Source organism: Methanobrevibacter arboriphilus (assembly GCF_019669925.1).
Classification (GTDB): Archaea; Methanobacteriota; Methanobacteria; order Methanobacteriales; family Methanobacteriaceae; genus Methanobinarius; species Methanobinarius arboriphilus_A.
Genome location: NZ_AP019779.1, coordinates 594,722 through 621,388, shown reverse-complemented (window position 1 = coordinate 621,388; position 26,667 = coordinate 594,722). Strand labels below are relative to the sequence as shown.

Genomic DNA, 26,667 nt, shown 5'->3' with positions numbered 1-26,667 from the left:
TTAATTTTAATTTCAGGGGTAGCTATTGTTTTTGTTTTAGGTAGTAATTAGTAATATTTATATAGAAGTATTTTTATATTATATTTATAACATAGTGAGTGTTCTCATTGTATTCGTTTTTCTTATATTGTATATTTATAATAGGAGTGAAAAATATTTTATTTAAGGATATATTTAGGGATAATTGTTTTATTTTATTTATTTTTGTGTTAACTTTCTTATTTTTGAGTTTGTCTAGTGTTAGTGCAGCTGAGTATAATTTTACTAGTTCTAATATTACTGATGATTTTCAAAGTGTTATTGATAATGATACTGATGATAAGTTAGTGATTAATCTTGATGATGGTGATTATAGTTTGGATCAGATTAATGTGTCTCGTAATGCTACTATTCAAGGTAAAAGTCGAAATACTAAAATAGTTGGAACAGGAAATGGTATTTTATTTAATATTAAATCAAATAATGTTAAGATTATAAATTTAACTATCACTGGTTTTGATACAGCTATACAATCTAATAATGGTGATTTAAGGATTGATGGTAATAACATCACAACTAATGGTATTAGTATTGATATACATAGTGTTGGTAATGATTTAAAAGGAATAAACATTGAAAATAATATCATTGTTTCTTCAATTGCTAATTATAATCGTGGGGCTCTTTATATTTCTGCTCTTGATAATAGTAATATTATTATATCTGTTTCTTTAATTGGTAATAATATAAGAGGTAATAGTCCTAGTGATTCTAATGGTGTTCGTATTCGTGGAGCTGGTTGTAGTAATAATATAACTTTCACCAACAATAACATCACAGGATCATATGGTGGTATTTATCTGTATGGAGCTAGTAGTAACAACGCTAATATATCTTTCATTAACAATAACATAACAGGAGAATCTCGATATGGTGTTTCTTTTGATGCATCTAGTAGTAACAACTCATGGTTTCAGTTTTCTAACAACAAAATCATAGGATCATATGGTGGTGTTGATTTGTCTGTAGCTATCAGTAGTAACACCAATATATCTTTCACTAACAACAATATTATAGGAACACCTAATGGCGTTCATCTATTCTCATACAGTAGCAAAAACACTAATATATCCTTCAATAACAATAATATCACTGGAATATCAAATAAAGGTGTTCAACTATCTTCATACAGTAGTAACAACACTAATATATCTTTCATTAACAATAACATAACAGGAACAGATTGTGGTGTTGATTTATCTGTATACAAAAACAGCAAATCACAAGTTATCTTCACCAAAAATAATATCACAGGGGGGCTCTATGGTGTGTATGTTTATTCTTTTGAAGGTAATATTAGTGGTGTTAGTTTTTTGAATAATAATATAACTTCTTATTATGGTGATGGATTTTATTTTGAATACTTTGAATCTCCTGATAGGATAATACCAATTACATCTATTAATATAAGTAATTTTACAATTAATTATAATAGTATTTTTGCTACAAATGGAATTGGTTTGAATTTTGCTGGTTTATATTCTAAATGTCGTGTTAATGTTATTGTCAAATATAATCATATTAATGCTCTTATTGGCGTGAATATCACTGGTTTTAATCTGAATAGTAGTTTTGATTATAATTGGTGGGGTTTTAATGATATAAATGGTAAGATTTTAGGTATTAATACTAAAAATCATTATATATTAAATATTATCAATATTTCTAGTTTAAACAACCTTAAACATGGTGATAATGTTTCATTTATCTTTCTAGTATTGAATACTACTTTAAAAAATGATTGTGTTGAGAATTTACCTTATTTTGTGGTGAATGGTACTTTTAATGGTGTTGAGTATATTACTAGTACTAATGATTTGTTTGAGAATAATTTCACCATTTTTGGTGGTAATCAGACTTTAGATGCTTCTTTGGATGATCAATATGTGACTTTTAATTTCATTGTTAAAAACATTACTAATTCCACTATTGTTATTAGTCCTTATACTGTTAATATTGGTGAAAATATTGCTATTTATGGTCAATTAGATGGTTATTCTGGTGATGGTTCTGATTTTTTAACTGTTAGTATTGATGGTAATGATTTTAATGTTACTGTTGAGGCTGCTGGTGGTTGGAATTATAATTATACTGCGTATTCTACAGGAAACATAAGTGTAATTATCAGTTATTGTGGTAATGAAAATTATACTGGTTTTATCAATGCTACTAGTTTTAATGTTGCAAAATATAATACAAATAGTACTATATATATTAATCCTTTAAATGTTTTTGTTGGTGATAATGTTGTTATTAGTGGTTATTTAGCTAATTATACTAATATTGGTGTGGTTAATGTTATTGTTGATGGTCATAGTTACTTAGTGGATGTTAATGATACTACTGGTTTTTGGAGTTTAAGTTATATAGCTACTCATGCTGGACTTATTGATGTGATTGTTGCTTTGTTTGGAAATCCTTTTTATGAGGATTTTACTAATTCTACTAATTTTGATGTTATAAAAGCTGATACAAATAGTACTATTGTTATTGATCCTTTAAACGTTTTTGTTGGTGATAATGTTGTTATTAGTGGTTATTTAGCTAATTATACTAATATTGGTGTGGTTAATGTTATTGTTGATGGTTTTAGTGAGTTGGTTGGTGTTGATAATGTAACTGGTTTTTGGAGTTTAGATTATACAGCTAATCGTGCTGGAGCTGTTAATGTGATTGTTGGTTTGTCTGGAAATCCTTTTTATGAGGATTTTAATAATTCTACTAATTTTACTGTTAAAAAGTTTAATGTGGTTTTTACTTTAGCTGTTTTTGGTAAAAATAATTATGGTGAAACTATTAAATTGAAATCTAAGTTAACTAAGTCTACTAATAATGGTTTGTCTTTGAAAGGTAAGTTAGTTAAGTTTTATGTTAACAATAAACTTGTTGGTAGTAAAATAACTGATCTTAGCGGATTAGCTTCCTTTAATTATAAAATTGTTTCTACTAAAAAATTAACTTTTAAAGCTGTTTTTGCTGGTGATTCTGAATATAATAATAAAACATCAAACATTATAACTAAAACAATATCTAAAGCTAAAATTACCATGATTTTAAGCAATAAACTTTATAAAAAGAAGATTAAAGTTACATTAAGGTTTAAAGGAAAACCATTAAAAACTAAATGGGTTAAATTTTATGTTAAAGGAAAATATATTGGAAAAGCTAAAACCAATAGTAAAGGGGTAGCTTTATTCAAATATACTAAAAAACATGGAAAATTAGCTGTCAAAAGTGTTTTTATGGGGGATAATTTATTTAAAAGTATTCAATATTCACGAAAAATAAAATTATAATATTGAAGGGAGTATAAAAACATTTTTAAGGTATTTTACGAGAGTTTTGTATTATTCAATCTATAAAACATTTAATATTTTATAAAATTCTAAAAATAGGACTATTTTTCTTTTTTTATAGTTTATTACCAAAGATTTGCTACAGATGATTAATTCTGATCAATATTTAATATTTCTAAATATTCTTAATTGGAATTAAAATATTTTTAGAAGTTTTTTATAAAAATTTGAGAGTGATTATCTATTTCAATTTTTCAGTATTACAATATTATATACTTCTTTTTTAAATTTATATTTTATATTTTATAGATTATCTTTATTTTTTGTTGTTTTTATTGAATATATCTTTATTAGATATAGTTTTTTTATTACTTATTTCAATATTTATCCTTATTTTTTAATTACTATTTTTTTATTAAATAAAGGCTCATTCTCATTTTAATATTTATTTTTCTTTTATTTTTAATTTAGAGACGGGGGTAGCTATTGTTTTTTGATTTTTGGTAGTAATATTTATATAGGAGTATTTTTATATTATTATATTGTAACATAGTGAGTGTTCATTTTCATTATGTTATTATTTTTTTGGCTTTGTAGAAACCCTTTTTTTATTATATCTGATTGATTGGATAATGAGGTGAAAAAAATTATGGAAAGTAAAAATTTTGTGCGAGATTTTCATAATGAAATAGGAAATTATAGGATGTTTAAATTATATTTAGTTATTATTGGATTGTTTTGTGTTCTTTTTTTAAGCTTTAATTGTGTTTCTGCCATTGAATTTAATGCTACTACTGATGATAATGTTACTGCTATTTTGAATAATGTTAGTGCAAATTATACTAGTGATGTGAATATTATAAATCTGGCTAATGGTACTTATAATAGTTCCAATTTTCAAACAACCTCTCCTGCTACATTAAATAATGTTAAAAATTTAACTATACGTGGCTCAGGTAATGGTAATACTATTATTAATGTTGGAAGTGCTTTTATTCAGCCGAATAATTCTAATATTACATTTGAGAATATTAATCTTAATGTAATTACTCCTATTATTGTTAGAAACACTGCAACTAATCTATATTTTATTAATTCATATTGGTATGTTCAATATTATGGTGATACTACAAAACATTTCAATAATTTGTATTTGTATAATTCTACTATTTTCATGAATCCACCAGCTGTTTCTATGGGTCAGGTTCAAAGAGGTATATATTGTACTAATGTTTATGCTTATGATAATTCATATATTAATATTAGACCAGGAACTGCAAGTTGGAATAATGGTGGTACTGCTCAAGTTTTTTATATTGTAGCTAATGTTTATCTTACAGATTCAAGATTGTATTTTACCTCGAATTATGCTGCTGCTGCTCTTTATAAAGCTGGGGTTTTAGGTAATTTAGTAGCTAATCGTTCCGATCTATACTATTACTCTTATTCTAGACTTAATAAGGCTTATTATCCATATTTTATTCAGGGTAGGGTTGATATTTATAATTCTACAATTTATGCTTATGGTAGAGAATATCTAGATCGGGTAAATGTCAATTTTGCATCGTCTGGTACTATTCAGAATAGTGTTTTCTTACCTGGTTCTTTTATTCGCTCTGGAACTGTTAGTGCTAATTATAATTTTTTCATGGATCAGCCAGGTTCAAGTTGGAGTAATGTTAATTATCCTAATTTTCAAGTTTCGTATCGGTATTATTATGATGAAGTGATTGGTACCTCGGATGGTAATGAGATATTGACTGTGGATATGTTTAAATTAACTAATGATCCTGGTTTATCTAATGTTTATTATCTTCCTTTTAAAATTGTTATTAGTAATCTTACTGGTTCATCTAATAGTACTCTTGAGAATGGTACATTGGAATTATATGATACCAGATTTAATCTAAAATTATCCAATATTAATGTTACTAAAATTGCATTTAATTATAGTATATATTATACAGATAAGGATGGTAATAGTATTTTATATAAATCGGGTGGTCTTGATAAATATTTTAAGGCTGTAACTATTCCTGATATGTTTTATACTCATAGGGATAATATTACTATTACTCGTTTTAGTCCAGATGGAGTTAATTCATCGGGTAATATTTCTATTTATATAAATAATTCTCATATACTTGATTTGGATTTGAATGATTATGATGATGGAATCTTTGTTTTTTGCCCATATGAAGATTTAAATTCTTCTTATCAAGATTTATACTTTAACTTTAAATATACAAATTATATTAATTTCACTGTTGTGTATAATGGTGATGCTGATTTTAATCGTCAAAATCAAAGTGTAAGTATTTATCCTTTTTCTACTATCATTGTGGATGATGTTCATGTTGGTGATACTGCGGTTATTACTGGTGTTTTAGCTAATTTTACTGTGATTGGTTTTGTTAATGTTACTGTTGATGGTAAATTGTACAGTGATGTTGTTGTGGATTCTACTGGTGGTAATTGGACTGTAAGTCATCTAACTAATCATACAGGAACTTATAATGTTGCTGTTGAGTATATTGAGTCTGATATTGGTAATTTTACTGGTTTTAGTAATAGTACAAGTTTTGAAGTTAGTAAGTTAGCTAGTAATTCTAGTATTGTTATTCCTGTTGATATTAAGGTTAATGAAACAGTTTTAATTTCTGGTGTTTTAACAGATGAGAATAATAATACAATATCTGGTGCTAATTTAGAAGTTATTATTGATGGTGAAACCTTTAATGTGACTACTGATTCTGATGGTTTTTGGAGTTTAAATTATACTCCTGAACATTCTGGTGTCTTTAATTTATCTCTCTTTTATCAGGGTGATAGTCGGTATGATGGTTTTGTTGAAAATAAGGCTTTTAATGTTAGTAAGTTAGCTACTACTTCTAGTATTAATATTCCAAGTAATGTTAAAGTAGGAAAATCGATTAGTGTTTCTGGTGTTTTGACTAGTGGTGGTAAACCATTGGCTAATAGGATTATTAGTGTTATTGTTGATGGTAAAACTTATAAGGTTACTACTAATGGTCTTGGTGTTTGGAAACTTTCCTATACTCCTAAAATAGCTGGAAAATCTACTATGAAGGTTTATTTTGCTGGTAATGATGTTTTTGCTGGCTTTAATGTTAGTAAGACTTTTAAAGTAGTTGGAAAAGCTAAGATTAGTATTGTTAAGATTTCTAAGCTTGTTAAAGTAGGTAAGTATAAAGGTTTTAATCTTTATAGTAAAATTTACACCATTAAAAACTTGGGATCTGTTGTGGGTTCTAAGGATTATGTTAAGTATTTTAAGAATTGGTATTTGGAGAAATTGTCTAAGACTAGTAAAATTGTTAAGTATCAGTTTAGTGCTAAGTCTAGGGTTTTAAAGGTTCAAGCTAAGAATTTAGGTGTTGGAAAACAAGTTAAAATAAAAATACTAGTAACATACAAAAAAAGACTATAAAAATTGTAATTATTTTTTAAGGGAGAGTTTTTAATTTTTTTCTCCTTTTATTATTATTTTTTTTAATTTTATTATATTATTATAGGTTTATATTTCTTTAAAGCCTTTATAATTGTTATATTTGTTTTTAAAGTATTTTATTTTTTTCTCTTTTTTTATTTATTGTGTTTTTATTTTTTAGATTCCTGTTTTGATCTGATTGATTGATAAATTTTTTAATAGTTTTTATTGATTAAATACATATTCATTATTTATATATTAGCATAAATTATTTATTACTTGATTAATAAACTAATTTATTATAAAATACTTTATTATAAACTACTTATTAATAAAATATTATTATTTAATTAAATTTATTTTAAGGTTTTCCATTCATAAATTTTTTAAATGGGGAATATTATGTTAAAAGAAGTTAAAAAACTATTTCCTATTCTTAAATGGGGGAAAAGTTATAATAAAAAGTTTTTAAGACTTGACGTTATAGCTGGAATAACAGTTGGAGCAATAACTATTCCAGAAGCTATTGCTTATTCTTCTTTAGCAGGTTTACCTCCTCAAGCAGGTCTTTATGCTGCTTTCGCTGCTTTACTTGTTTATTTTATTTTTGGAACATCTAATCAACTTTCTATTGGTCCAACATCTGCATTATCTATTTTAGTTGGTTCTACTATTGGAACTATGACTATTGTCAATCCTTCTAATTTTTGGGCTATTGCCTCTTTTGTAGGGTTGTTGGTAGGTATTTTTTCTATTGTAGCTTGGATACTTCACATGGAATTTATTTCAAGAGTAATATCTAGAAGTGTTTTAACTGGTTTTTCTGCTGGTGCTGCTGTTTATATAATGGCAACACAATTATCTAAATTGATGGGTATAGATGGTGCAACTGGAGGTTTTTTTAGCAGAATAGCTTTTATTGGAACTCATCTCTATGAGATTAATATAATTACATTAGCTATTGGGATACTATCAGTTTTTTATCTTCTTTTAAGTGAGAAATATCTATCTAAATTACCTAATGCTTTAATAATTGTGGCTGTTCCTATATTATTATTTACTTTTATCGATTTAAGTTGGCTAGGTGTTAGTTTAGTTGGGAATATTCCTGCAGGTTTACCTATGTTTGAAATTCCAAAAATACCTAGCATTGATTTGGGTCTTATAGTTTATTTAGCAGGATTTTGTTTTATTTTAAGCTATGTTGAAGGAATGGGTACTACTAAAATATTAGGATTAAAGAGAGATGATGATTCAGCAGATAGTAACAAAGAACTTCTTGCTTTGGGATTATCTAATATTTCATCTAGTATTGCTCAAGGATTTCCAGTTGGTGGAAGTTTCTCAAGGTCTGCAATCAATGAAGAATCTGGTTCACAATCTCCATTTTCAAGCTTGGTTTCTGCTTTAATTGTTATTATTGTAATATTATTTTTTACAGAATTTTTTAGCCATCTTCCTGAGACTATTTTAGCTGCCATTATAATTGTAGCTGTTACTAAGATTTTTAATTTGAAAGAACTAAAAAGATATTATATAATAAGTAAAAAAGAGTTTGTTTATGCTATAGTTACAGCTGGAGGAGTTTTATTTTTAGGAATTTTGCAAGGTGTTGTTGTTGGAGTTGTAATTTCTGTTTTAGGAATATTATATAATATTTACAACCCACATATTGTTGAATTAGGCCGTGTAAAAGGTACAAGGTTATATAAGGATATACGATTCCATGAACCTGTTGAAACTATTTCTAATGTTCTCATACTAAGGATTGATGGTGCTCAAGTTTTTCTTAATTCTGAAAATATTGATAATGAAATATTAAAAAGAATAAAAGAAAGAAAGGAAATTTCTGTTCTGGTTTTAGATATGGGTAATACTGACTATTTAGATATGGCAGGAGCTGAAAATTTAGAGCTTTTACATGGAATTTTAGCTAAAGAGGGAATTGAACTAAGATTGGCTCATTTAAACTCTCCCGTTAGACAATTATTATGGAAAATGGGTCTAAACAAAAAATTAAACATGTATAAGGGTATTTATCCAACTATAGATGATATTGTAAATAACTGGGAAAAAAAGTATTATGATGAAGAAGAGAAATAACTATATATTTCGTTTTATATTTTTACTTTAATATATTATGTGTTTTAATATTATTGTGTATTTTCATATCTGATATTACTATGTTACTTATTTTAATATACTTATTTTAATATATAGATAAATTTAATGTTTGTTATTACTTATAAAAATTTTTTATTTTTATAAAGCTAAAAAAGAAGCTTTTATTATTTATAATTTTTTATTATTTATAACATTTCCATGAGTATAATTTTTTCATGAATTTATATAATTTAGCAAATTTTATATAGTATGAATAAAATATAATATAATGTTATTATAGCGAGTATTCTCTATAGTAACCCTCCTCAATTATAATATTTCTTGAACATATGTTTCATAGTTTTTCTGTTTTCTTAAAAATTAAAAAATATTCTATATTTACCTACCTTATATTATATTTAGCATCTAAATTATTATAATTGAAGGAGGATTTATTTTATTTTAGTATTATGTTTTATTTTAGTATTATTATTTTTTTTAAAAAAAATAGTGTATTGTATACATGAAATTTAGATATATTCTTTGTAAAATATTAACTTATATTTTTAAAGTTTTTCAATTATTAAAACAGCTTTTTTGTTTTAATGTTCCATATTCACCATTTTTTATAGCTTTTTCTGTAAAATCTAAAGATTTTTCAATGGATATATTCAAATTATTTCTATTCAAATCATTTGTATTTAGATAATTTGTATTCAAATTATTTGTATTTAGATCATTTTTTTTTATTAAATAACTTGTTAAAGCAGCTGAAAATGTGCATCCACTACCATGAGTATTTTTTGTTTCAATAAGAACTTTTCTGATAGTTTTTAATTCATTATTGGTTTTGTTAAAAATAGTATTGATTCCATTTAGATGCCCTCCTGTTATTATAACATTAGAAATCTTTCCAATTTTATAAGCTGCTTCTTTAGCATCATCAGGATTCTCTATCTTCATTCCTGCTAGAATTTCTGCTTCAGCAACATTTGGTGTTGTAATTATAGACTTTGGAAGAAGATATTTTCTGAGAGCATTTGCAATCATTTCTTTTGATTTTTTTATATCTCTTTCATCTTTTAAAAGAGATCCTCCAGCACTTGCAATCATCACTGGATCTACTACAATTTTGATATCATACTCTTTAATTTTTTTAGCTACAGTTTTTATTATTTCTGGAGAATATAACATTCCTGTTTTCCCATAGTTAATATATTCTCCATATCCATCAAATATTGAGTCAAATTGTTCTTTGATATATTCTGTATCTATTGGCATTAATGAAAATACTTTATTGGGGTTTTGCGAAGTTAATGCTGTTATAACTGAAGTTCCATGAATACCAAGAGCTTGAAATGTTTTCATATCTGCTATTATTCCTGCTCCTCCTGATGGATCTAGTCCTGCTATTGAAATTCCCATCATCTAATCATCTTTTTTAGATTTTTAACTTTTATTTTACGTATTTAATTAAAATTTAATTAGTTTTTATCTATTTAATTAAAGTTTAATTATTTAATTAGTGTTTAGCTATTTGATTTAAATTTAATTATTTAATCAAATTTAGTTATTCAATCAGGTCTTGTAACTTTTAGTCTTTCTGCACCATGAATAGATTCAACACCTATTTTTAAATCTTTTAAATAGCTTTGTGCTTCACATCCTGATCCATGAATCATTATTTCTCCGAGGTCTTCTGCTATGTTCACATCAAGAGACATATAAAATGAATCATATATTACAGGGTCAAATCCATTTTTATTTGCTTCTTTAATATGATTTTTGAAGCTAAATTCCCCAAATTTCATATCGATAGATAATGGTTTTATTATAAGACCATTTGTTCCTCCTCCTTTAGAAGGAACTATCACAAAATCAAGAGCTTTCGCTGATTCAATTAACGCATCAATGTTTGTTTTAGAAATTAAAGGGATGTCTGATGGAACAATAAACACTTTTTTGGTTTTATGCCTACACCAGTCCATAGCTTGAGAAATTGCAGTGTTTAAATTTAAACCTTCATTTTCCACCAATGTTAGAACTTCAAGTTTGTTTGCATATTCTAATACTTCTTTATCTGCACTTATTATAACTATCTCATCAACTACAGATTTTAATGTTTTTGTCACATCTTTAAGCATAGCTTTAAGAAGTTTTTCCCTTTCCTTTAACTCTAAAAAAGGAGATAATCTTGTTTTTGCATTTGAAAATCTTGATACTGGTATGATCGCATATATTTCATCCATTTTACCTACTCTTTATTAGTCTTATTGATTTTTTATTATTAATATGATTATTACTAATGGGATTATTGATATTATTATCAATATTATTTTTATAATTTCAATTATTCTTTATTATTTTAATAAGTTTTAGCCATTAAAGCAGTATATTTGCCTTCTTTACCACAATGGATACATTTTGAACCATCAATATCTTTGCAATAATCGCTATTTTCTGATTGAGTTCCAAGTATATCAATTTCAGTTATTTCCTCTATTACTTTTCCACATTCTTCATTCCCACACCATGTAAATGAAACAACTTTTTCATCTTTAATTAATTCATTTACATTATCTAAGCTTTTTGTTGAAATAATAGAGTCGTTCATTTTTTTCCAAACTTGATTTTTCATATTTTCAGATATTTCTTTAAACATTTCTTCAATTTTTGAAACATAATCAGATTCTAAGTCAATTTCAACTTTTTCAAGATTATCTCTTCTAACAATCACTGCTTTGTTGTTTTCAAGGTCTCTTGGTCCAAGTTCTATTCTTATTGGTGATCCATTTAATTCCCATTCATAAAACTTTTTACCTGGACGAATATCTCTAGTATCCATACTTGTCCTTATGTTATTAGATTCAAGGGAAGATTTTATTTCTTCACATTTGTTTAAAACTTCTTCTCCTCCTTTTTTAAATATGATAGGGATTATTGTAACTTGGTTAGGTGCAATTTGTGGTGGAAGTCTGAGTCCTTTCTCATCACCATGTATACCAATTACAGAAGCTATTACTCTATCAGAAAGACCATAACATGTTTGATAAACATAATCATGAGTACTTTCAGCTGTTTCATAGGTAATATCAAATGTTTTTGCAAATGTTTGACCTAAATTATGGACTGTTCCAATCTGCAGTGTCTTTCCATCAGGCATTAATGTATCAAAAGCCATTGTATAATCAGCACCTGGGAATTTGTCCCATATTGGTCTTTTACTTAAAAGATAAGGAATAGCAAGAGTATCAAAAAATTCTTTATAAATTTTAATAGCTTCTTTCACTTGTTCATCAGCTCCTTCTTTGGTTGTATGAACAGTATGGGCTTCTTTAAATGTTGTTATTTCTCTTACTCTTATGAGTGGTCTTGTATGTTTTGTTTCATATCTAAATGTATTAACAACTTGATAAAATTTCATTGGAAGGTCAATATGGGATCTTACCCAAAGAGAAAACATAGGATACATTGCTGTTTCACTAGTTGGGCGTATAGCTAATTTTTTATTTAATTCCTTTTGCCCTCCGTGTGTTACCCAGTAAACTTCATCTTCAAATCCTTTTACATGTATTCCTTCTTTTGCTAATTCATCTTCAGGCACAAGTAGTGGGAATAATACTTCTTCATGATCTTTATCTAATAGTTTTTTAAGAGGTTCAATAATATGTTTTCTTAATTTAAATCCTTTAGGTAACCACACACTCATTCCTTTTATTGGATATCTTGAGTCAATTATTGATGCTTCTTCTAAGATATTATGATACCATTGGCTGAAATTTTCCATTTAATCACCTGAATATTAGTAATAATTATTTTCATTGATTTTTAACATTTATCTTTATTTTTATTTTCTTTTTTAATTTTTATAATTTTTTAAAGAAAATATAATTTTTATTTTAAATAATAGCTATTAATTTCAAAATTAGCCTAATATTAGTCTAATATTAATTTATTACCAATTTAGTATTAGTTTAATATTAGTTTTATTGTTAGTTATTTATTAATTATTAGTTAGAATTAATTACTAGTTAAAATTAATTATTAGTTAAATTGATAATAATTTAAATAATTAATAAGTTAATGGATACTATATTATAAATTGGACGAACTCTAAACATTTTATCTAATAGTTATCTAATAGTTATAATATTCATATTATTTTATTAATATATAAATTATATTTCTAAATTATTTCTAATTATATTATTGATTATATTTCAAAGTATATTCATAATTATATTAATAATAATTATTCTAGTATATTTATAAACTATATTTCTAGTTATATTTCTAAAATATATTTCTAATTATATTTCTAATTAACCCTAATTATATTTCAAGTTATATTACTAATTATATTTAATTTATATTTCAAGATATATTCATAGCTATATTCATAAATATTTCTAGTTATATTTTTAATTATATTCTATTTAATTTATTATTTTTACTAAAAAATCAAAACTTATTTTATTAGTGGAGGCAAATATATATTATAAGATTATAGGAGATAATTATGGATTCCAAAAAAATTCAGATGCCTAGGGAAGTTCATATAGGTGCTGATGTTATTGATAATACTGGAAGTATATGTAAAGATTTAAGATTTTATGGTGAGGTTCTTGTTGTTACAGGACCAAACACTCTTAAAATTGGGGCTGATAAAGCTATTGAGAGTCTTGAAAATGAAGACTTTGAGGTTGACCTTTCTAAAATCAATGATGCTACTTCTAAGACAGTAAAAAAAATAGAAGATAAACTTAACAATACTTCTCTCATTGTTGGTGTGGGGGGAGGTAAAGTTATTGATGTAGCAAAAATGGCAGCTACTAATGCAGGTATTTATTTTGTTTCTGTACCTACTGCTGCTTCTCACGATGGGATTGCTTCTCCTTTAGCATCGATTAAAAATAATAAAGGTTCTGTTTCTATGACTGCTCAAGCTCCTATTGGAGTCATAGCCGATACTAATATAATCCGTAATGCTCCTTTTCGTCTTCTTTCTGCAGGTTGTGCAGATATTGTTTCTAACTACACTGCTATTAAAGATTGGCAATTAGCTAATAGGCTTCAAAATGAATCTTATAGTGAATCTGCAGCTGCTCTTTCTCTTATGACTGCAAAATTAATAATGAAGTCATCAAAATCTATAAAAAAAGGTTTAGAAGAAAGTGCTAGGCTAGTAGTGAAATCTTTATTCAGTAGTGGAATGGCAATTAGTATAGCTGGATCAAGTAGGCCTGCAAGTGGGTCTGAACATAAATTTAGTCATGCATTAGATAAAATAGCTAAAAAACCTGCTCTTCATGGTGAGCAATGTGGTGTTGGAACTATAATGATGATGAGTCTTCATGGTGGAGACTGGGAAGTTATAAAAAATGCGTTACATGATATGAATGCACCGACTAATGCATATGAATTGGGAATTGATCCTGATGATATTATTGAAGCTCTTATTATGGCACATAAGATAAGACCTGAGCGTTATACAATATTGGGAGATAGGGGACTTTCAAGAGATGCAGCTAAAAAATTAGCTATAAAAACAGGAGTGATTTAAATGATAACTTTGATTGGAGAGGATTTAGCAGAAGTTGGACTATCTTTTATATTTGAAGGTCATGTAAAAGAATGTGAAGGTTGTAGGTTTAAGGCGTCCTGTGTTGATTCATTAGAAAAAGGAAGGAAATATACCATTACTAAGGTGAAAGATATTACTCAAAAATGTCCAATTCATGATTCTGGAATTGTAAATGTTGTTGAAGTAGAATTAGCAGATATAAATGCTCTTGTTGATTCTAAAAAAGTTTTTGAAGGATCGAATATTTCTTTTGAGTCTCCAAACTGTGATATTGATTGTATTTATTATGATTTATGCTTCCCTGATGGTTTAAATGATGGGGATAAGTGTATTATTCTTAAAAATTTAGGAAAAAAGGAGCATGTTTGTGCTAAAGGACTTAACCTTACTAAAATTAGCTTAAAACTACATCCTTAATTATATGTTTGTTATTAATACATTTAGACTAATATATCATAGCTTGGACAATGTATTATAGCTTAAACTTGTATATATAGCTAATTATTATAATTCAATATATATAGTTTTAGTATTATATTTTATAGGTGTATTAATTTATATTATAACTTATTAATTCACTGTAACTTTATTAATTCACTATAACTGTGTTAATCTATTTAATCGTATTTTTTATTATAATTGTATTATTGTTAATATTTTTGGTGTTTAAATATGAATTTAAAGAAAATAGCAGGTTTTGCTGCTGCAGAAGAAATTCAAGATGGTCAAATTATTGGTTTAGGTACTGGTTCTACTACTCATTACTTTATTGAAAAAGTGGGTATGAGGATGAAAGAAGAAGAAATAAATGTAATGGGCATTCCTACGTCATATCAATCTTTTCTTTTAGCAAAAGAATGGAAAATACCAGTAACTACTTTAGAAGAGCATGATGTTGATATTGCTGTTGATGGTGCTGATGAAATTGATCCTAACTTTAATTTAATTAAAGGTGGGGGTGCAGCTCATACTTTAGAAAAGATTGTTGATTATTCTGCAGAAAAACTTATTATTATAGCTGATGATTCAAAAATTGTCAATAAGCTTGGAAAGTTTCCTGTGCCATTAGAAATAATCTCAGAATCTAGAAAACCTGTTTTTTCTGCACTTGAAGATATGGGTGCAAATCCTAAGATAAGAATGGCTCAATATAAAGATGGTCCTGTTATTTCAGATAATGGTAACTTTATAGTTGATGCTGATTTTCGTGAAATCGATAATCCTATACAGTTAGAAAAGGATTTAAATTCAATACCTGGCGTCGTTGAAAATGGAATATTCTCTCAGATGGTAGATCAAGTAATATTGGGAACTTCTGATGGTGTGGAAGTTTTAAAATGAGTTTTAACTATTAATATTAATATTTTTTTATTTAAATAGATAATATAGAAGAAAATCATTAAAAATATAATAATAAAAAATATTAACAATATTAGAAAAATATTGAAAATAGAATAAAAAACAATATAAGAAAATAATATAATAAAATAATATAAGGATAATATAAGAATAATAAAAAAATAATAAAAAATAAAGTAAAATATTTAATCAGTACTAAAAAATAATTAAAAATATAATAAAAAATATATTAATGGATATAATTATCTATATTCGTGTTTAAAGTTAGGATCATATAATTTTGAACTTTCGAAGTCTCCGGGGTCAAGAATTTCTCCAACAACAATCATAGCAGTTTTAGTAATATTTGCTTTTTTAACTTTATCTACGATATCAGATAAAGTTCCTCTAACTATTAATTGTTCTTTCCATGAAGCTTTTTTAACTACAGCAATTGGAGTGTTTTCATTATAACCTTCTTTACCATCAAAACCATTTTTAAGTTCTTCTACAACTTTTTCAATCATTCCGACTCCAAGGAATATACACATAGTTGCTTGATGTGTTGCTAGGCTAGCTAAACTTTCTTTTTCAGGTTTTGGTGTTCTTCCTTCTGGTCTAGTTATTATTACTGTTTGTGATATTTCAGGTAGTGTTAACTCAGATTCAAGGGCTGCAGCTGTTGCAAAGACAGAACTAACTCCTGGAATTATTTCATACTCTATATTTCTTTTTTCTAATTCTCTGATTTGTTCACCAATCGCACCATAAATTGATGGATCTCCAGTATGGACTCTAGCGATTGTTTTGTTGTTGTCTATTCCTTTTTCAATAATTTTTATTATCTGGTTTAAATCAATCGTTGCACTATTGTACACTTCAGCAGTTTTTTTTCTATGATTTAGAACTTCGGGATTAACTAATGAACCTGCATATATAATTATATCTGCTTTTTCAATCGTTTGATATCCACCAATTGTTAATAATTTTGGGTCTCCAGGACCAGCACCTATGAAAATCACTCTTCCTTTCATTATATCACATGATTAATATTCCACTATGTCTTTAAATGTCTTATTTTTTAATAATTTTAATGTACTGAAAGTAGTATTTTATTATTTTTATTATTTTTATTAGTTCTATTAGTTTTATTACTTTCATTACTTTATTACTTTTATTATTCTTGTTTTTAGTATTTATTATTCTTGCACATTATTTGTATTATATACTGTATAATTACTAGTTGTATTATGTTTTATATGATCAGTAGTTGTATCATATATTGTATAATCAGTATTTGTATTAATACTGTATAATTGTATATGGTATTAATTTTCATTATATTAATTAAATTTTGATTTTTATTCGTTATATTTATTCATTATCTTTTTTAATATTAACTCTTTCTTCATATACTTCGATAGCTCCATAGGGACATTCATGAATACAAATTTCACATACTCCACATGATGCTGGATCTATTACAGCTTTACCATCATCATTATAGTAAATAGTCTCAACACCAGTTAAAACATTTGGACAAGAATTTAAACAGGCATTTTCACATTCTTCAAATCCTTCACAAGCTTCTTCATCCACCATTGGAACTTTACAAGTGAAACCAAGAGCCCTTTTTATAGCTTCTTTTGTTCTGTAACTTGCAATATGTAATATTGTGTCTCCAGTAGCATTATCAGTTGCCATTGAAGCAACACAAGGAAAATTATGAAGTTTATTGTTTGCTTCAAATTCCGCATCTTTAACTGAAACCCCATTTAAATTTTCAGCTATAAACCAGCTTGAACCACAAGGAGCTCCTCTTATAACTTTTATAGAAGAAATATTGCTATCTAAATCAATTTCTTCAGATTCACTATCAGTTTCTATTTCAAACCTAGGTCTTCCAAATATTTCTGTAAATTTATCAATAAATTCATCTCCTATTGGAGTTAGTCCACAGAAAGGTTTAGGAAATACAATGGTTGTATTATCATCTAATTCATTTATTATTTCATTTTGAAGACCTAATGGTAATTGTTTCGGATGATAAATAGGAGCAATTACAGATTTAGCTCCTGATTTCTTAACTACCTCTGGAATAACCATGTTTATATCTCCATAAAGTCCAACTGCTATTATTAAGTCCGATTCAGGAATATTTTCAGGTATATAACTACTTATATCATCTATAAACTCTGGTAAATCATCTGAAGATGGAAATTCATGTATGCCTATAATGTTAGATGCAAAACCATGAGTAGCTATTCCATTTACTATTTTAGATCCATATTCTCCTGAACTAAGTATGAAAATTTTCATTTTATCCTCTCAATTATTTTTTGTGTCCTTTTAATTATTTTTAATTATATTCTTAATTATTTTTTAGTATCTTCTTAATTATTTTTAATTATATAATAATGAAATTTTATTTTGAGTTTTTACTTTTATTTTTAGTTTTTTATTTTTTACTTATTCATGAATTCTTATCTTAAAATAAGCTGATTCTTTTTTTTCTACTGTTTCTATTATCTTCATTTTTTCCATAATAATAAGTAAATCGATAATTTTTTCTAAAAATTCTTCTTTTTTATAATTTTCTTTTTTTATTTGGAAATTTGTTATAGATCTTTCTATTTTATTTTTTTCATATTTCTCATATGGTAATTCGTTTTTTAGGTTTTTTATTTCAATAAAGTTAGTATTATTTATTAAGTGATCTATTATAATTTCAATACTTGTTAACTCATTAATTTTTAGTTTTTTATAGATTTCAAATATTAATATTACTTTTTCACATTCTTTTTCTTCCATCAGCACTGGTTCAATAGATCCTTTAATCTTTTTAGCAAAATGGGTTATTTCTTTTTTTTCTCCGATTGGAACAAGTATTAGGACTTTTACTTCTTCACTTAAAAAATACATTCCTCTACTAACTTTGAAACTTTCCATTTCAATTATCAATCCACCTAAATCATCTATAAATTCTTTAAATTCATTGAATTTATAAATTCCACCAGTAAATAATAATAATTCATACATATTATCAACTGATATTTATTTTTGTATTTTTGATTATATTATTATTTCTATTTCATCTATTTTTATTTTAAATATTTTTTATTTTTAATACATTTTTAATATTTTTTATTTTTTCAAGTGTTTTTTGTTTTATTTTTATTATTTTTATTATTTCTATTATTTTTTTATTATTTTTTTATTTTCTTTTTATTTTAATTTCTTTTTACTTTCTTTTTACTTTCTTTTTTTTTATTTTTTTCATTTTTTTAATTCTTCTTTATTTTTATTCTTTTCTTGTAAATTTGTCCTTTCTTAAGAATTTTTCAAATAAATTTTAATATATTCTATTAATTTAATGTTTTTATCTTAAAATAACATTGAAAGCTTGTTTTTTCAATGAAAAATCAGCAAACCTTTTTAATGAAAATCAATAAAGACCTTTACATGGATTCAAGAGGAATATATACGATTGATTTTTTATTCTCAATATTTTTAACTTTGACAATTGGAATTATTGTTTTGAATCTCATTGGAAACACTTTAGAAGATCAAAAAACCATTGAAGAAGATATGGGTGGGAGAATATTAATTGATAATATTGCTAATGCTATAAATCAAGTTAATTCCAACAATTTAGGATATATGAAGGAAATTAATATTCCAAATAATATTTCTGGTAAAGATTTTAAAATAACAATAACTCATGATGAAGTTGTTTTAGAGTTAGAAAACAAAAAAGCTGATTCGGCTTTAATACCTATTAGAATAGCTAATATCAACCTTGATTCTATTGAAGAAGTTAAAATATATCCTGGAAATTCATATAAAATTAAAAAATTATTAGATAATAATAATTTAACAGCAATTCAAATTTATAATGGTTATTAATTTGTAAATTGTTAAATAATCTTTACTTGCAGTTATTCAATGTTGATAATAATTTAACTATAAGTTTGTTGATATATTGGTAATAATATAATCCTAATTTATTGATAATATTTTTATTGGTAAAATGATGTTTAAAAACGAAGATAAAGGACAAGGATCTATTGAGTTTCTTTTTTTAATTAGCTTTGGTATAATTTTAGCTTTATTATTAACTAACTCTTTAGCTCAAGAATATGATTTAACTCTATCTATTTTAGCAGCTAAAAATGGTGTTACTACTGGTTTAGATGGTGGAAGATTGAGTGTTTTTGAAAAAAGTGCTTATAATAAATATAAAATTAATAATTCTGTTTTAACACATCCTAATTCTATTAAATTAGTGAAAATAGAAACTATTGATAGGGGATACGATAGTAGGTATAATAGAACTAGTATTCAAATAAAAGCTTTTGTATCATCTTCTTCAGTAATGTTGAAAGGAGATAGAACTTCAACAGGAGATAGGATAAACTTTAATTTAAGAAAAAGTATTACCATGACATTTGGCACATCTAACTTAACTAATACATTACATAATCCTTGTTTTTCCAATCATCATGTGTATACAACTGCTAATGTTCAATGGGTTTAATTTTTCTATTGTTTTTATGTTGTATTCTACAATTTTTAGATATTAATATAATAGCATTAATATAATTATTATAATTAACATTATTAAGATTAATATTATTATATCTAATGTTATTATATCCAATGCTATTATAATTAGTATTAATATATTTATTATTATATCTAGTATTATGTTCAATATTATTTTTAGTGTTATTGTAATATATTGAATATTTAATAATATTAGTATTATTATTAATATTAATAGTATTATTAGTCATTATTACTATATTAATAATACTAATTATTATATAAAATATAAATATGACATATAATTATTGAATATTTATAATATTCTAATTAAATAAATAATATAAAATATCTTTATATTTAATGAATTGAGCTAAAGTAGTGTTTCCAATTATATCGGGAAGTATTATTGCCACTATAATTCCAAGTATTCCAAATACAATTCCAATTCCCCAAATTATTCTCACAGCTTCTTTTTCACTAATCGGTTTTCTAAGAACTAATCTAATTAATGATTTAAAACCTTGATCAGGAATTATCAGCTTACCATCATTATTAACTTCTGTTGGTTTGTGTTGTTGTCTTTCCATAACTCCTGCACTATAAAATTTCATAGCTGCATCAAGTATATTTGGGAAAAGAACAATAAATGCGATCAATTTCATCCTACCAATAAAAGCTATTGCAGCTATTGCTGCTCCAATAATCAAAGTTCCAGTATCTCCTGGAAATACTCTTGAAGGATATTTATTATATAGTAAAAATGCAATTAATGATCCTAACATACTCATACTTATAATAGCTACATCATATTTACCTAATATTATACAAGATATGGTCAATGAGGTCATAGCTATTACTCCAAGACCTGATTCGATTCCATTTAAACCTGCTAACATATTTGTAAGATTAGCTACTATTGAAACAGCTATAGGGATTAAAATTATGTATAACAATCCAACATTTGGGGGCGCGATCCATATCAAAGGAATACCTGCGAGAAATAGTAAAATAAATTTTTCTTTTGAGGATAATGTTAATAAATCATCTACCATACCTATAATCCCAACAAGGAGTATAACTACTAAAACAACTGTCAGTTGAAAAGTTAAAATTGGATGTAAATATATTCCAGCAAATATACCTATTATAAATCCAAATAAGATCCCTATTCCGCCCATTTCAGCCACTATTGGCTTAGCAGTTTTATGAATATCTTTCCCTATGATATTTGCTTTTTCAAGCTTGTTTATTAGTCTAGGCATTGTGAACCTAGTTACAAAAAACCCTAAAATACCACAGATAGCTGAAACCAGGACAATTGTAATTTCAGGATTTGTGGTAAGTAGATCTATCAATTTTTCACCTTTATCTTTTATATGTATTTTATTTCTATAATCACTATTTCTATAAATTTATTATAGTTTTTATTTCTATACTTTAATTATAGTTTTTATTCTTATAGCTTTACTATAGCTTTACTATAGCTTTATTATAGTTTTATTATAGTTTTATTATAATTTTTATTATAATTTTTATTTCCATAATTTTATCTTATTTTTAATATAACTGTTTATTATTTTATATATATCTATTTTATTTAATATACTATTATTTTATCTACTATAAACTTGTTATTTTAGTTTAATTATTTTTTATTATATGATAAACAGTTCTAAGAGGAATATTTTCTTTCTTTGCAATTTTTTTAACTGGAACTCCTGATTTAGCTAAATTTTTTATTCTTGTTCTTGTAGCATCATTATATTTATTCTTTTTACCTCTTTTTAACTTGATCTTCTCTTTGTCATAACTATTCTTCATATAATATATAGTTTTTACAGGTAAATTTAGGTATTTTGCTACTTCAGTTGGAGTTTGACCATCTTTTATTAATTTTATGACTTCTTCTTTTTTTTCATTGCTATATTTTATTCTAGAGGTCCAATTATGTTTAATTTCTACTTCTATTTCTAACTCTTCTAAAGCTTCTAAATATTTCTTTGAAATTCTTTTATATATGCTAGGGGGGCATGTAATTCTTTTTAAGTTAGGATATTCATCCATTAGATTAACAATCATTTTTGAACTTAGTTGAGAGCTAATATGGACTGTTTCCTCCTCTTTTTTATTTTTATCTTTATCTAGCATTTTAATCTATAAATATATTTATCTACTTCTTATTTATCTACTTCTTATTTATCTAATTCTTATTTATTTACTTCTTATTTATTTCTAAGCTTATTTATTCTTTATTTTTAAGTTTATTTCTTTATCATTTCTAAGAATTTTTTAGTTTTATCGCTTTTTGGCCTTTTAAAAGTATTAATATTTTTTATTTCATTTTCAACACTTTTTTCAGTAACATCAAATGTTTTTGAAGATAAAGAAACTGGAATATTACAATTTGAGCTTATAATAGCTGCTCCAAGTGAAACATAATTAATTTTTATATTGGATCCTTTTATTTTCTTTTCTAAATTAAATTTTTTATTCAGTAATAAATCCATATTATTTAATTCAATTATTTTTTCATTTTCATTATTTTTTAAGATGTTAACAACTTCTTTGTTCATATTTTCAAAGATTCTTCTTTGTTTTCTATCAATATCACTACGTAGATATGGAAAAGGACCTCCATATCTTTTTCGTCTGTCTTGTGAAGTTGTTAAGTAATATTTAAAAATATCCCATAGTATTAATGTTGAAGCTACTTCTGAAAATACTCTTTTTTCAACATTTTTTCTTTTATTAATATCTTGTTTTAATTGAGGATCTAGATTTTCTCTTTTACTCATTAATCCAACAGTTTTTAATCTATTCTCAGTTTCAAATCTTCTCCATTCTTCTAATGAATCTTCTCCAACAACGAATTTAGGTCTTTGTAGTTTTACATCTCTCACAATTTCATCGTATTTAGCTAATTTGTAAATATTACTAATTTTGTCTTTTAATATGGATTCTTTATTGTTTTGAACAATGTTTTCTGCATATTTAGCATATCCAATAGCTAATGCAGTTCTAGCATGTTTATCATTGATTATGGTTGGTTTGGTTCTGTGGAATTGCAGAAACTCAATTCTTACATTTTTACCATATTCTTTTCTTATTTCTTCTTCATAGCTATCGACATATTCAGAATCTAATGAAACTCTTTTTCTTATCCATCTGTCATTTTCTTTAAATTTTATGACTGCTGAAACGGTTTTCACTACACCTTTTCTTTCTTGTTTCAATATACTTAAAACTTTTTTAAAGGATTCTCTCCCCCAACTTGTCATTTCAGACATTAAAACCATATAATTTCCAGATAATGGTAGATAAGGAATAATTTCTAATCTATAAACGCCTGTTTTATTAATTTCAAATTTAAAATCAGTACAACCACAGGAACATTCTTCTTTTTCTTCTTTTTTTTCTTCTAATTTTGATATATTTTCCTTATTTTCAATATTTTTATTGTTTGCTGATTCTTTTTTAGATAGCTCTATGAATGCTGAGGGTTTATATGATTTAGAACAAGATTCACATTTGAAGATTCCGAATTCTTCTAGATGACCGATAGCTATTTTATGAGCATCAATTGCAGATTTCACTCGATCTAATATGTTTTTTTTAGCTGTTGCCTTCATTCTAAAGTATTGGCCATGCCTATTTACTTCACTCATTTCTTCAAAGGCAATATCTCCTGAGTTAGTTGATCCATATTTATTCAAAGATCGATATGGGGCAGTATAACCTTTTAAGTCCATATCTTCTCTCATTTCTTGCAAATTGCTCAATCTTTTTGTAAGTTTACAGTAAACTGATTTAAATGATTCTAATTTGGAAATTTTTTCCAAACTTATTTTTTCATTTTGAATTTCATTTAAATATTTTTCAGTTTTACTTATAAGAATTGATTCATCCATTTAATCACCGTGAGGACTTAACACTTACAATAATTCAAGAATAACGCCAATTTCATTTTTATTGAAGTGTGTTAGATATAATAGGATTTTAATTTTTATATTTTACTGTTTATAGTCTATATTTCAATACTTATAGTCTATATTCTACTGATTATAATTTATATTCTATTATAGCTTATATTCTATTTTATATTTCATATTCATATTCTATGTTATATTGAAATATTATTATTTACCATCTTCTTTTTGTGTTATCTTATGCTTTCTCCTATTTCACCGTCTTCACAAGCTAATAAAGTAGAACTATCACTTGCCAGTATCATACCTTCAGATTTTACTCCGAATAATTTTGCAGGAGGTAAATTAACTAAAACTACTACTTTTTTATTTATTAATTCTTCAGGTGAATATTTAGTTCCAATTCCAGCTACAACTTGAATTTGCTTTTCTTTTATATTTACTTGTAACTTTAATAATTTATTAGAACCTTCTATTTTTTCAGCTTCTAATATTTCACCTATTCTCATATCCATTTTCCCGAAATCATCAATAGTAATTTGTTCACTCATTTCTTCGCCCCCTTTTTCTTCTTTGTTTCCTAGATTTTTTTCTTCACTTTCTAAATTTTTATACAAGCTTTCTTTTTCTTTTTCTATAATATCTTCATCTATTTTTTTAAATAATGGTTTTGATTTATTTATCTCATGATTAACTTCAAGAAGAATTTTTGAGTCATTCCATTTTGTATCTATAGGTATATTTAATATATTAGCAATTTCTTCGGCTTTATTTGGGATATAAGGTTTTAATAATATAGCTAATGCCTTAGCCAATTGATTGCATAAATATAAACAGTTAGCTGCTCTTTGATTATCTTCTTTAACAGCTTTCCAAGGTTCCTGATCATTAAAGTATTTATTTCCTTTTTTAGCTATTTTTATTATCTCAACTAAACCTTCTCTAAATTTAAATTCTTCAATTAATTTTCCAACGGTATTTGGAATCTCTTCAATAGCTACTTCAAAAGTTCTATCATCATCATTTGGATTTTTATATTCTGGAATTTTATTAGCAAAGAATTTTTTTGTGAAAGTAAATGTTCTATGTAGGAAATTTCCAAGTACATCAGCTAATTCGTCGTTAATCCTTCTTCCAAAATCGTCCCATGAAAAATCAGTATCTTTACTTAAAGGAGCATTTATTGTAAGGTAATATCTTAATAAATCACTATCATATTTTTTAACAAAATCTTCTACCCAAATAACCCAATTTTGGCTTGTAGACATTTTTTTCCCCTCGAGTGAGAGATATTCTCCTGCAATGATATTGGTTGGCAGTCTACATCCATATCCTTCAAGAAGGGATGTCCAAAATAGTGCATGATGATAGATTATGTCTTTTCCAATAAAATGGATTGCAGTATCATTCCAATACTCTTGCCAATCTTTTCCAGTTTTAGCTGACCATTGAACAGCAGAGGATATGTATCCAAGAAATGCTTCTCCCCAAACATATATTATTTTTCCTTTTACTCCTTCAAGAGGAATTGGAATACCCCAATCCATGTCTCTGCTTAATATCCAGTCGTTTAAACCTTCTTTTAACCAATTTTTAGCATAATTTTTAACATTTGCAGGCATTTCTTTATTTGAATCTATATATTCTTCAATACTCTTTTGGAAGCTACTAAGTCTGAAAAAATAATGATTAGATTCTTTTATTATTGGAGTATGATTACAAGTTAAGCATTTCGGATCTATTAAATCCACCACATCTAAATGCCTTCCACAACTTTCACAGTGATCTCCTCTTGCTCCTTCAGATTTACAATATTTACAGATTCCTTCTACATATCTGTCAGGTAAGAATTTTTCACATTTTTCACAATATAATTGTTTTATTTCCTTTTCATAGATTAAATCTTTTCCATATAAATCTAAAAAGAAATTTTGAGCTATTTTATAATGAATTTCATCAGTGGTACGTGTAAAGCTATCGAATGATATGTCACATGATTTTAAGTCATTTACAATCATTTTATGATATCTTGTAGCTATTTCAATAGGTTTTTTACCTTCTTTATCTGCTTTAACTGCAATTGGTGTTCCATGTTCATCAGTTGCACCAACTAGTAGTACTTCATTATCAATCATTCTATTATAACGAGCATAAATATCTGCAGGAATGTATGTTGATCTTAAGTGCCCTAAGTGACAGGGTCCATTTGCATAAGGTAATGCGCATGAAATAAAAATCTTAGACATCTTTTTCCTCCTATTAATTAGTTTATCATCAGATTAATCATATTTACAATATTTTAGTATCCTATTGTAAAATATTTTAATTATTTTATAATTTTGTAATATTTATATAAATTATATTATCGATTTAGCATTATAT

The 26,667-nt window shown here is 25.8% G+C and carries 18 protein-coding genes; 8 read left to right on the top strand and 10 right to left on the bottom strand.

Going from position 1 to position 26,667, the window contains the following annotated elements; translation table 11 throughout:
• Nucleotides 1-230: 230 nt before the first annotated feature.
• The 3 genes from MarbSA_RS02520 (at nt 231) to MarbSA_RS02510 (ending at nt 8,889) form a co-directional block, all read left to right on the top strand.
• Nucleotides 231-3,335: an Ig-like domain-containing protein gene (locus tag MarbSA_RS02520; RefSeq protein ID WP_221061796.1), complete on the top strand. Its 3,105-nt coding sequence runs from the start codon at nt 231-233 to the stop codon at nt 3,333-3,335.
• A 649-nt stretch (nt 3,336-3,984) separates the two neighbouring features.
• On the top strand, nt 3,985-6,786 hold the full coding sequence (locus MarbSA_RS02515) for a carboxypeptidase-like regulatory domain-containing protein (protein WP_221061795.1): 2,802 nt from the start codon (nt 3,985-3,987) through the stop codon (nt 6,784-6,786).
• Between the two features lie 402 nt (nt 6,787-7,188).
• A complete protein-coding gene (locus tag MarbSA_RS02510) occupies nt 7,189-8,889 on the top strand; it encodes a SulP family inorganic anion transporter (RefSeq protein ID WP_221061794.1) in 1,701 nt (566 codons plus the stop codon).
• Nucleotides 8,890-9,465: 576 nt separating this feature from the next.
• Here MarbSA_RS02510 and thiD read toward each other — a convergent pair.
• The 3 genes from thiD to proS form a co-directional block, all read right to left on the bottom strand.
• Nucleotides 9,466-10,317: a bifunctional hydroxymethylpyrimidine kinase/phosphomethylpyrimidine kinase gene (thiD, locus tag MarbSA_RS02505; RefSeq protein ID WP_221061793.1), complete on the bottom strand. Its 852-nt coding sequence runs from the start codon at nt 10,315-10,317 to the stop codon at nt 9,466-9,468.
• A gap of 146 nt (nt 10,318-10,463) precedes the next feature.
• Nucleotides 10,464-11,138, bottom strand: coding sequence for a 2-phospho-L-lactate guanylyltransferase (gene cofC / locus MarbSA_RS02500; RefSeq protein ID WP_042704355.1), 675 nt, complete (start codon nt 11,136-11,138; stop codon nt 10,464-10,466).
• A gap of 116 nt (nt 11,139-11,254) precedes the next feature.
• Complete coding sequence (gene proS / locus MarbSA_RS02495) at nt 11,255-12,676, bottom strand: proline--tRNA ligase (protein WP_054835231.1); 1,422 nt, start codon at nt 12,674-12,676, stop codon at nt 11,255-11,257.
• A 732-nt stretch (nt 12,677-13,408) separates the two neighbouring features.
• Here proS and MarbSA_RS02490 point away from each other — a divergent pair.
• The 3 genes from MarbSA_RS02490 to rpiA all read left to right on the top strand — a co-directional run bounded on the left by MarbSA_RS02490 (nt 13,409) and on the right by rpiA (nt 15,814).
• Nucleotides 13,409-14,452, top strand: coding sequence for an NAD(P)-dependent glycerol-1-phosphate dehydrogenase (locus MarbSA_RS02490; RefSeq protein WP_042704351.1), 1,044 nt, complete (start codon nt 13,409-13,411; stop codon nt 14,450-14,452).
• Nucleotides 14,453-14,890 carry a UPF0179 family protein gene (locus MarbSA_RS02485; RefSeq protein WP_054835687.1) on the top strand — a complete coding sequence of 146 codons (438 nt, stop codon included), beginning with the start codon at nt 14,453-14,455 and terminating at the stop codon, nt 14,888-14,890.
• A 255-nt stretch (nt 14,891-15,145) separates the two neighbouring features.
• On the top strand, nt 15,146-15,814 hold the full coding sequence (rpiA, locus tag MarbSA_RS02480; RefSeq protein WP_221061792.1) for a ribose-5-phosphate isomerase RpiA: 669 nt from the start codon (nt 15,146-15,148) through the stop codon (nt 15,812-15,814).
• Nucleotides 15,815-16,074: 260 nt separating this feature from the next.
• On the opposite strand, the gene cobM is transcribed toward rpiA, so the two are convergent.
• The 3 genes from cobM to MarbSA_RS02465 form a co-directional block, all read right to left on the bottom strand.
• Nucleotides 16,075-16,845 (bottom strand): precorrin-4 C(11)-methyltransferase, encoded by a 771-nt coding sequence (cobM, locus tag MarbSA_RS02475; protein ID WP_221061791.1) that lies wholly within the window; start codon nt 16,843-16,845, stop codon nt 16,075-16,077.
• A gap of 340 nt (nt 16,846-17,185) precedes the next feature.
• Nucleotides 17,186-18,130: a DUF166 domain-containing protein gene (locus MarbSA_RS02470; protein ID WP_221061790.1), complete on the bottom strand. Its 945-nt coding sequence runs from the start codon at nt 18,128-18,130 to the stop codon at nt 17,186-17,188.
• A gap of 150 nt (nt 18,131-18,280) precedes the next feature.
• Nucleotides 18,281-18,850, bottom strand: coding sequence for a methyl-coenzyme M reductase family protein (locus MarbSA_RS02465; RefSeq protein WP_221061789.1), 570 nt, complete (start codon nt 18,848-18,850; stop codon nt 18,281-18,283).
• Between the two features lie 375 nt (nt 18,851-19,225).
• Here MarbSA_RS02465 and MarbSA_RS02460 point away from each other — a divergent pair, with 375 nt between their 5' ends.
• Both MarbSA_RS02460 and MarbSA_RS02455 read left to right on the top strand, forming a co-directional pair.
• Entirely contained in the window at nt 19,226-19,717 is a 492-nt protein-coding gene (locus MarbSA_RS02460; RefSeq protein WP_221061788.1) for a hypothetical protein, read from the top strand.
• A 127-nt stretch (nt 19,718-19,844) separates the two neighbouring features.
• Complete coding sequence (locus MarbSA_RS02455) at nt 19,845-20,348, top strand: hypothetical protein (protein ID WP_221061787.1); 504 nt, start codon at nt 19,845-19,847, stop codon at nt 20,346-20,348.
• Between the two features lie 334 nt (nt 20,349-20,682).
• On the opposite strand, the gene MarbSA_RS02450 is transcribed toward MarbSA_RS02455, so the two are convergent.
• The 4 genes from MarbSA_RS02450 to metG form a co-directional block, all read right to left on the bottom strand.
• A complete protein-coding gene (locus MarbSA_RS02450; RefSeq protein WP_081720207.1) occupies nt 20,683-21,621 on the bottom strand; it encodes an MraY family glycosyltransferase in 939 nt (312 codons plus the stop codon).
• Between the two features lie 379 nt (nt 21,622-22,000).
• Complete coding sequence (locus MarbSA_RS02445; RefSeq protein ID WP_054835406.1) at nt 22,001-22,507, bottom strand: hypothetical protein; 507 nt, start codon at nt 22,505-22,507, stop codon at nt 22,001-22,003.
• A gap of 113 nt (nt 22,508-22,620) precedes the next feature.
• Entirely contained in the window at nt 22,621-24,267 is a 1,647-nt protein-coding gene (locus tag MarbSA_RS02440) for a DUF530 domain-containing protein (protein ID WP_221061786.1), read from the bottom strand.
• A gap of 251 nt (nt 24,268-24,518) precedes the next feature.
• A complete protein-coding gene (gene metG / locus MarbSA_RS02435; protein ID WP_221061785.1) occupies nt 24,519-26,531 on the bottom strand; it encodes a methionine--tRNA ligase in 2,013 nt (670 codons plus the stop codon).
• Between the last annotated feature and the right edge of the window lie 136 nt (nt 26,532-26,667).

Coding starts and splice junctions, on each gene's coding strand:
- MarbSA_RS02515 (WP_221061795.1), top strand. CDS start 3,985: ATGGAAAGTAAAAATTTTGTGCGAGATTTTCATAATGAAATAGGAAAT.
- MarbSA_RS02510 (WP_221061794.1), top strand. CDS start 7,189: ATGTTAAAAGAAGTTAAAAAACTATTTCCTATTCTTAAATGGGGGAAA.
- thiD (WP_221061793.1), bottom strand. CDS start 10,317: ATGATGGGAATTTCAATAGCAGGACTAGATCCATCAGGAGGAGCAGGA.
- cofC (WP_042704355.1), bottom strand. CDS start 11,138: ATGGATGAAATATATGCGATCATACCAGTATCAAGATTTTCAAATGCA.
- proS (WP_054835231.1), bottom strand. CDS start 12,676: ATGGAAAATTTCAGCCAATGGTATCATAATATCTTAGAAGAAGCATCA.
- MarbSA_RS02490 (WP_042704351.1), top strand. CDS start 13,409: ATGGATTCCAAAAAAATTCAGATGCCTAGGGAAGTTCATATAGGTGCT.
- MarbSA_RS02485 (WP_054835687.1), top strand. CDS start 14,453: ATGATAACTTTGATTGGAGAGGATTTAGCAGAAGTTGGACTATCTTTT.
- rpiA (WP_221061792.1), top strand. CDS start 15,146: ATGAATTTAAAGAAAATAGCAGGTTTTGCTGCTGCAGAAGAAATTCAA.
- cobM (WP_221061791.1), bottom strand. CDS start 16,845: ATGAAAGGAAGAGTGATTTTCATAGGTGCTGGTCCTGGAGACCCAAAA.
- MarbSA_RS02470 (WP_221061790.1), bottom strand. CDS start 18,130: ATGAAAATTTTCATACTTAGTTCAGGAGAATATGGATCTAAAATAGTA.
- MarbSA_RS02465 (WP_221061789.1), bottom strand. CDS start 18,850: ATGTATGAATTATTATTATTTACTGGTGGAATTTATAAATTCAATGAA.
- MarbSA_RS02460 (WP_221061788.1), top strand. CDS start 19,226: ATGAAAAATCAGCAAACCTTTTTAATGAAAATCAATAAAGACCTTTAC.
- MarbSA_RS02455 (WP_221061787.1), top strand. CDS start 19,845: ATGTTTAAAAACGAAGATAAAGGACAAGGATCTATTGAGTTTCTTTTT.
- MarbSA_RS02450 (WP_081720207.1), bottom strand. CDS start 21,621: ATGCCTAGACTAATAAACAAGCTTGAAAAAGCAAATATCATAGGGAAA.
- MarbSA_RS02445 (WP_054835406.1), bottom strand. CDS start 22,507: ATGCTAGATAAAGATAAAAATAAAAAAGAGGAGGAAACAGTCCATATT.
- MarbSA_RS02440 (WP_221061786.1), bottom strand. CDS start 24,267: ATGGATGAATCAATTCTTATAAGTAAAACTGAAAAATATTTAAATGAA.
- metG (WP_221061785.1), bottom strand. CDS start 26,531: ATGTCTAAGATTTTTATTTCATGCGCATTACCTTATGCAAATGGACCC.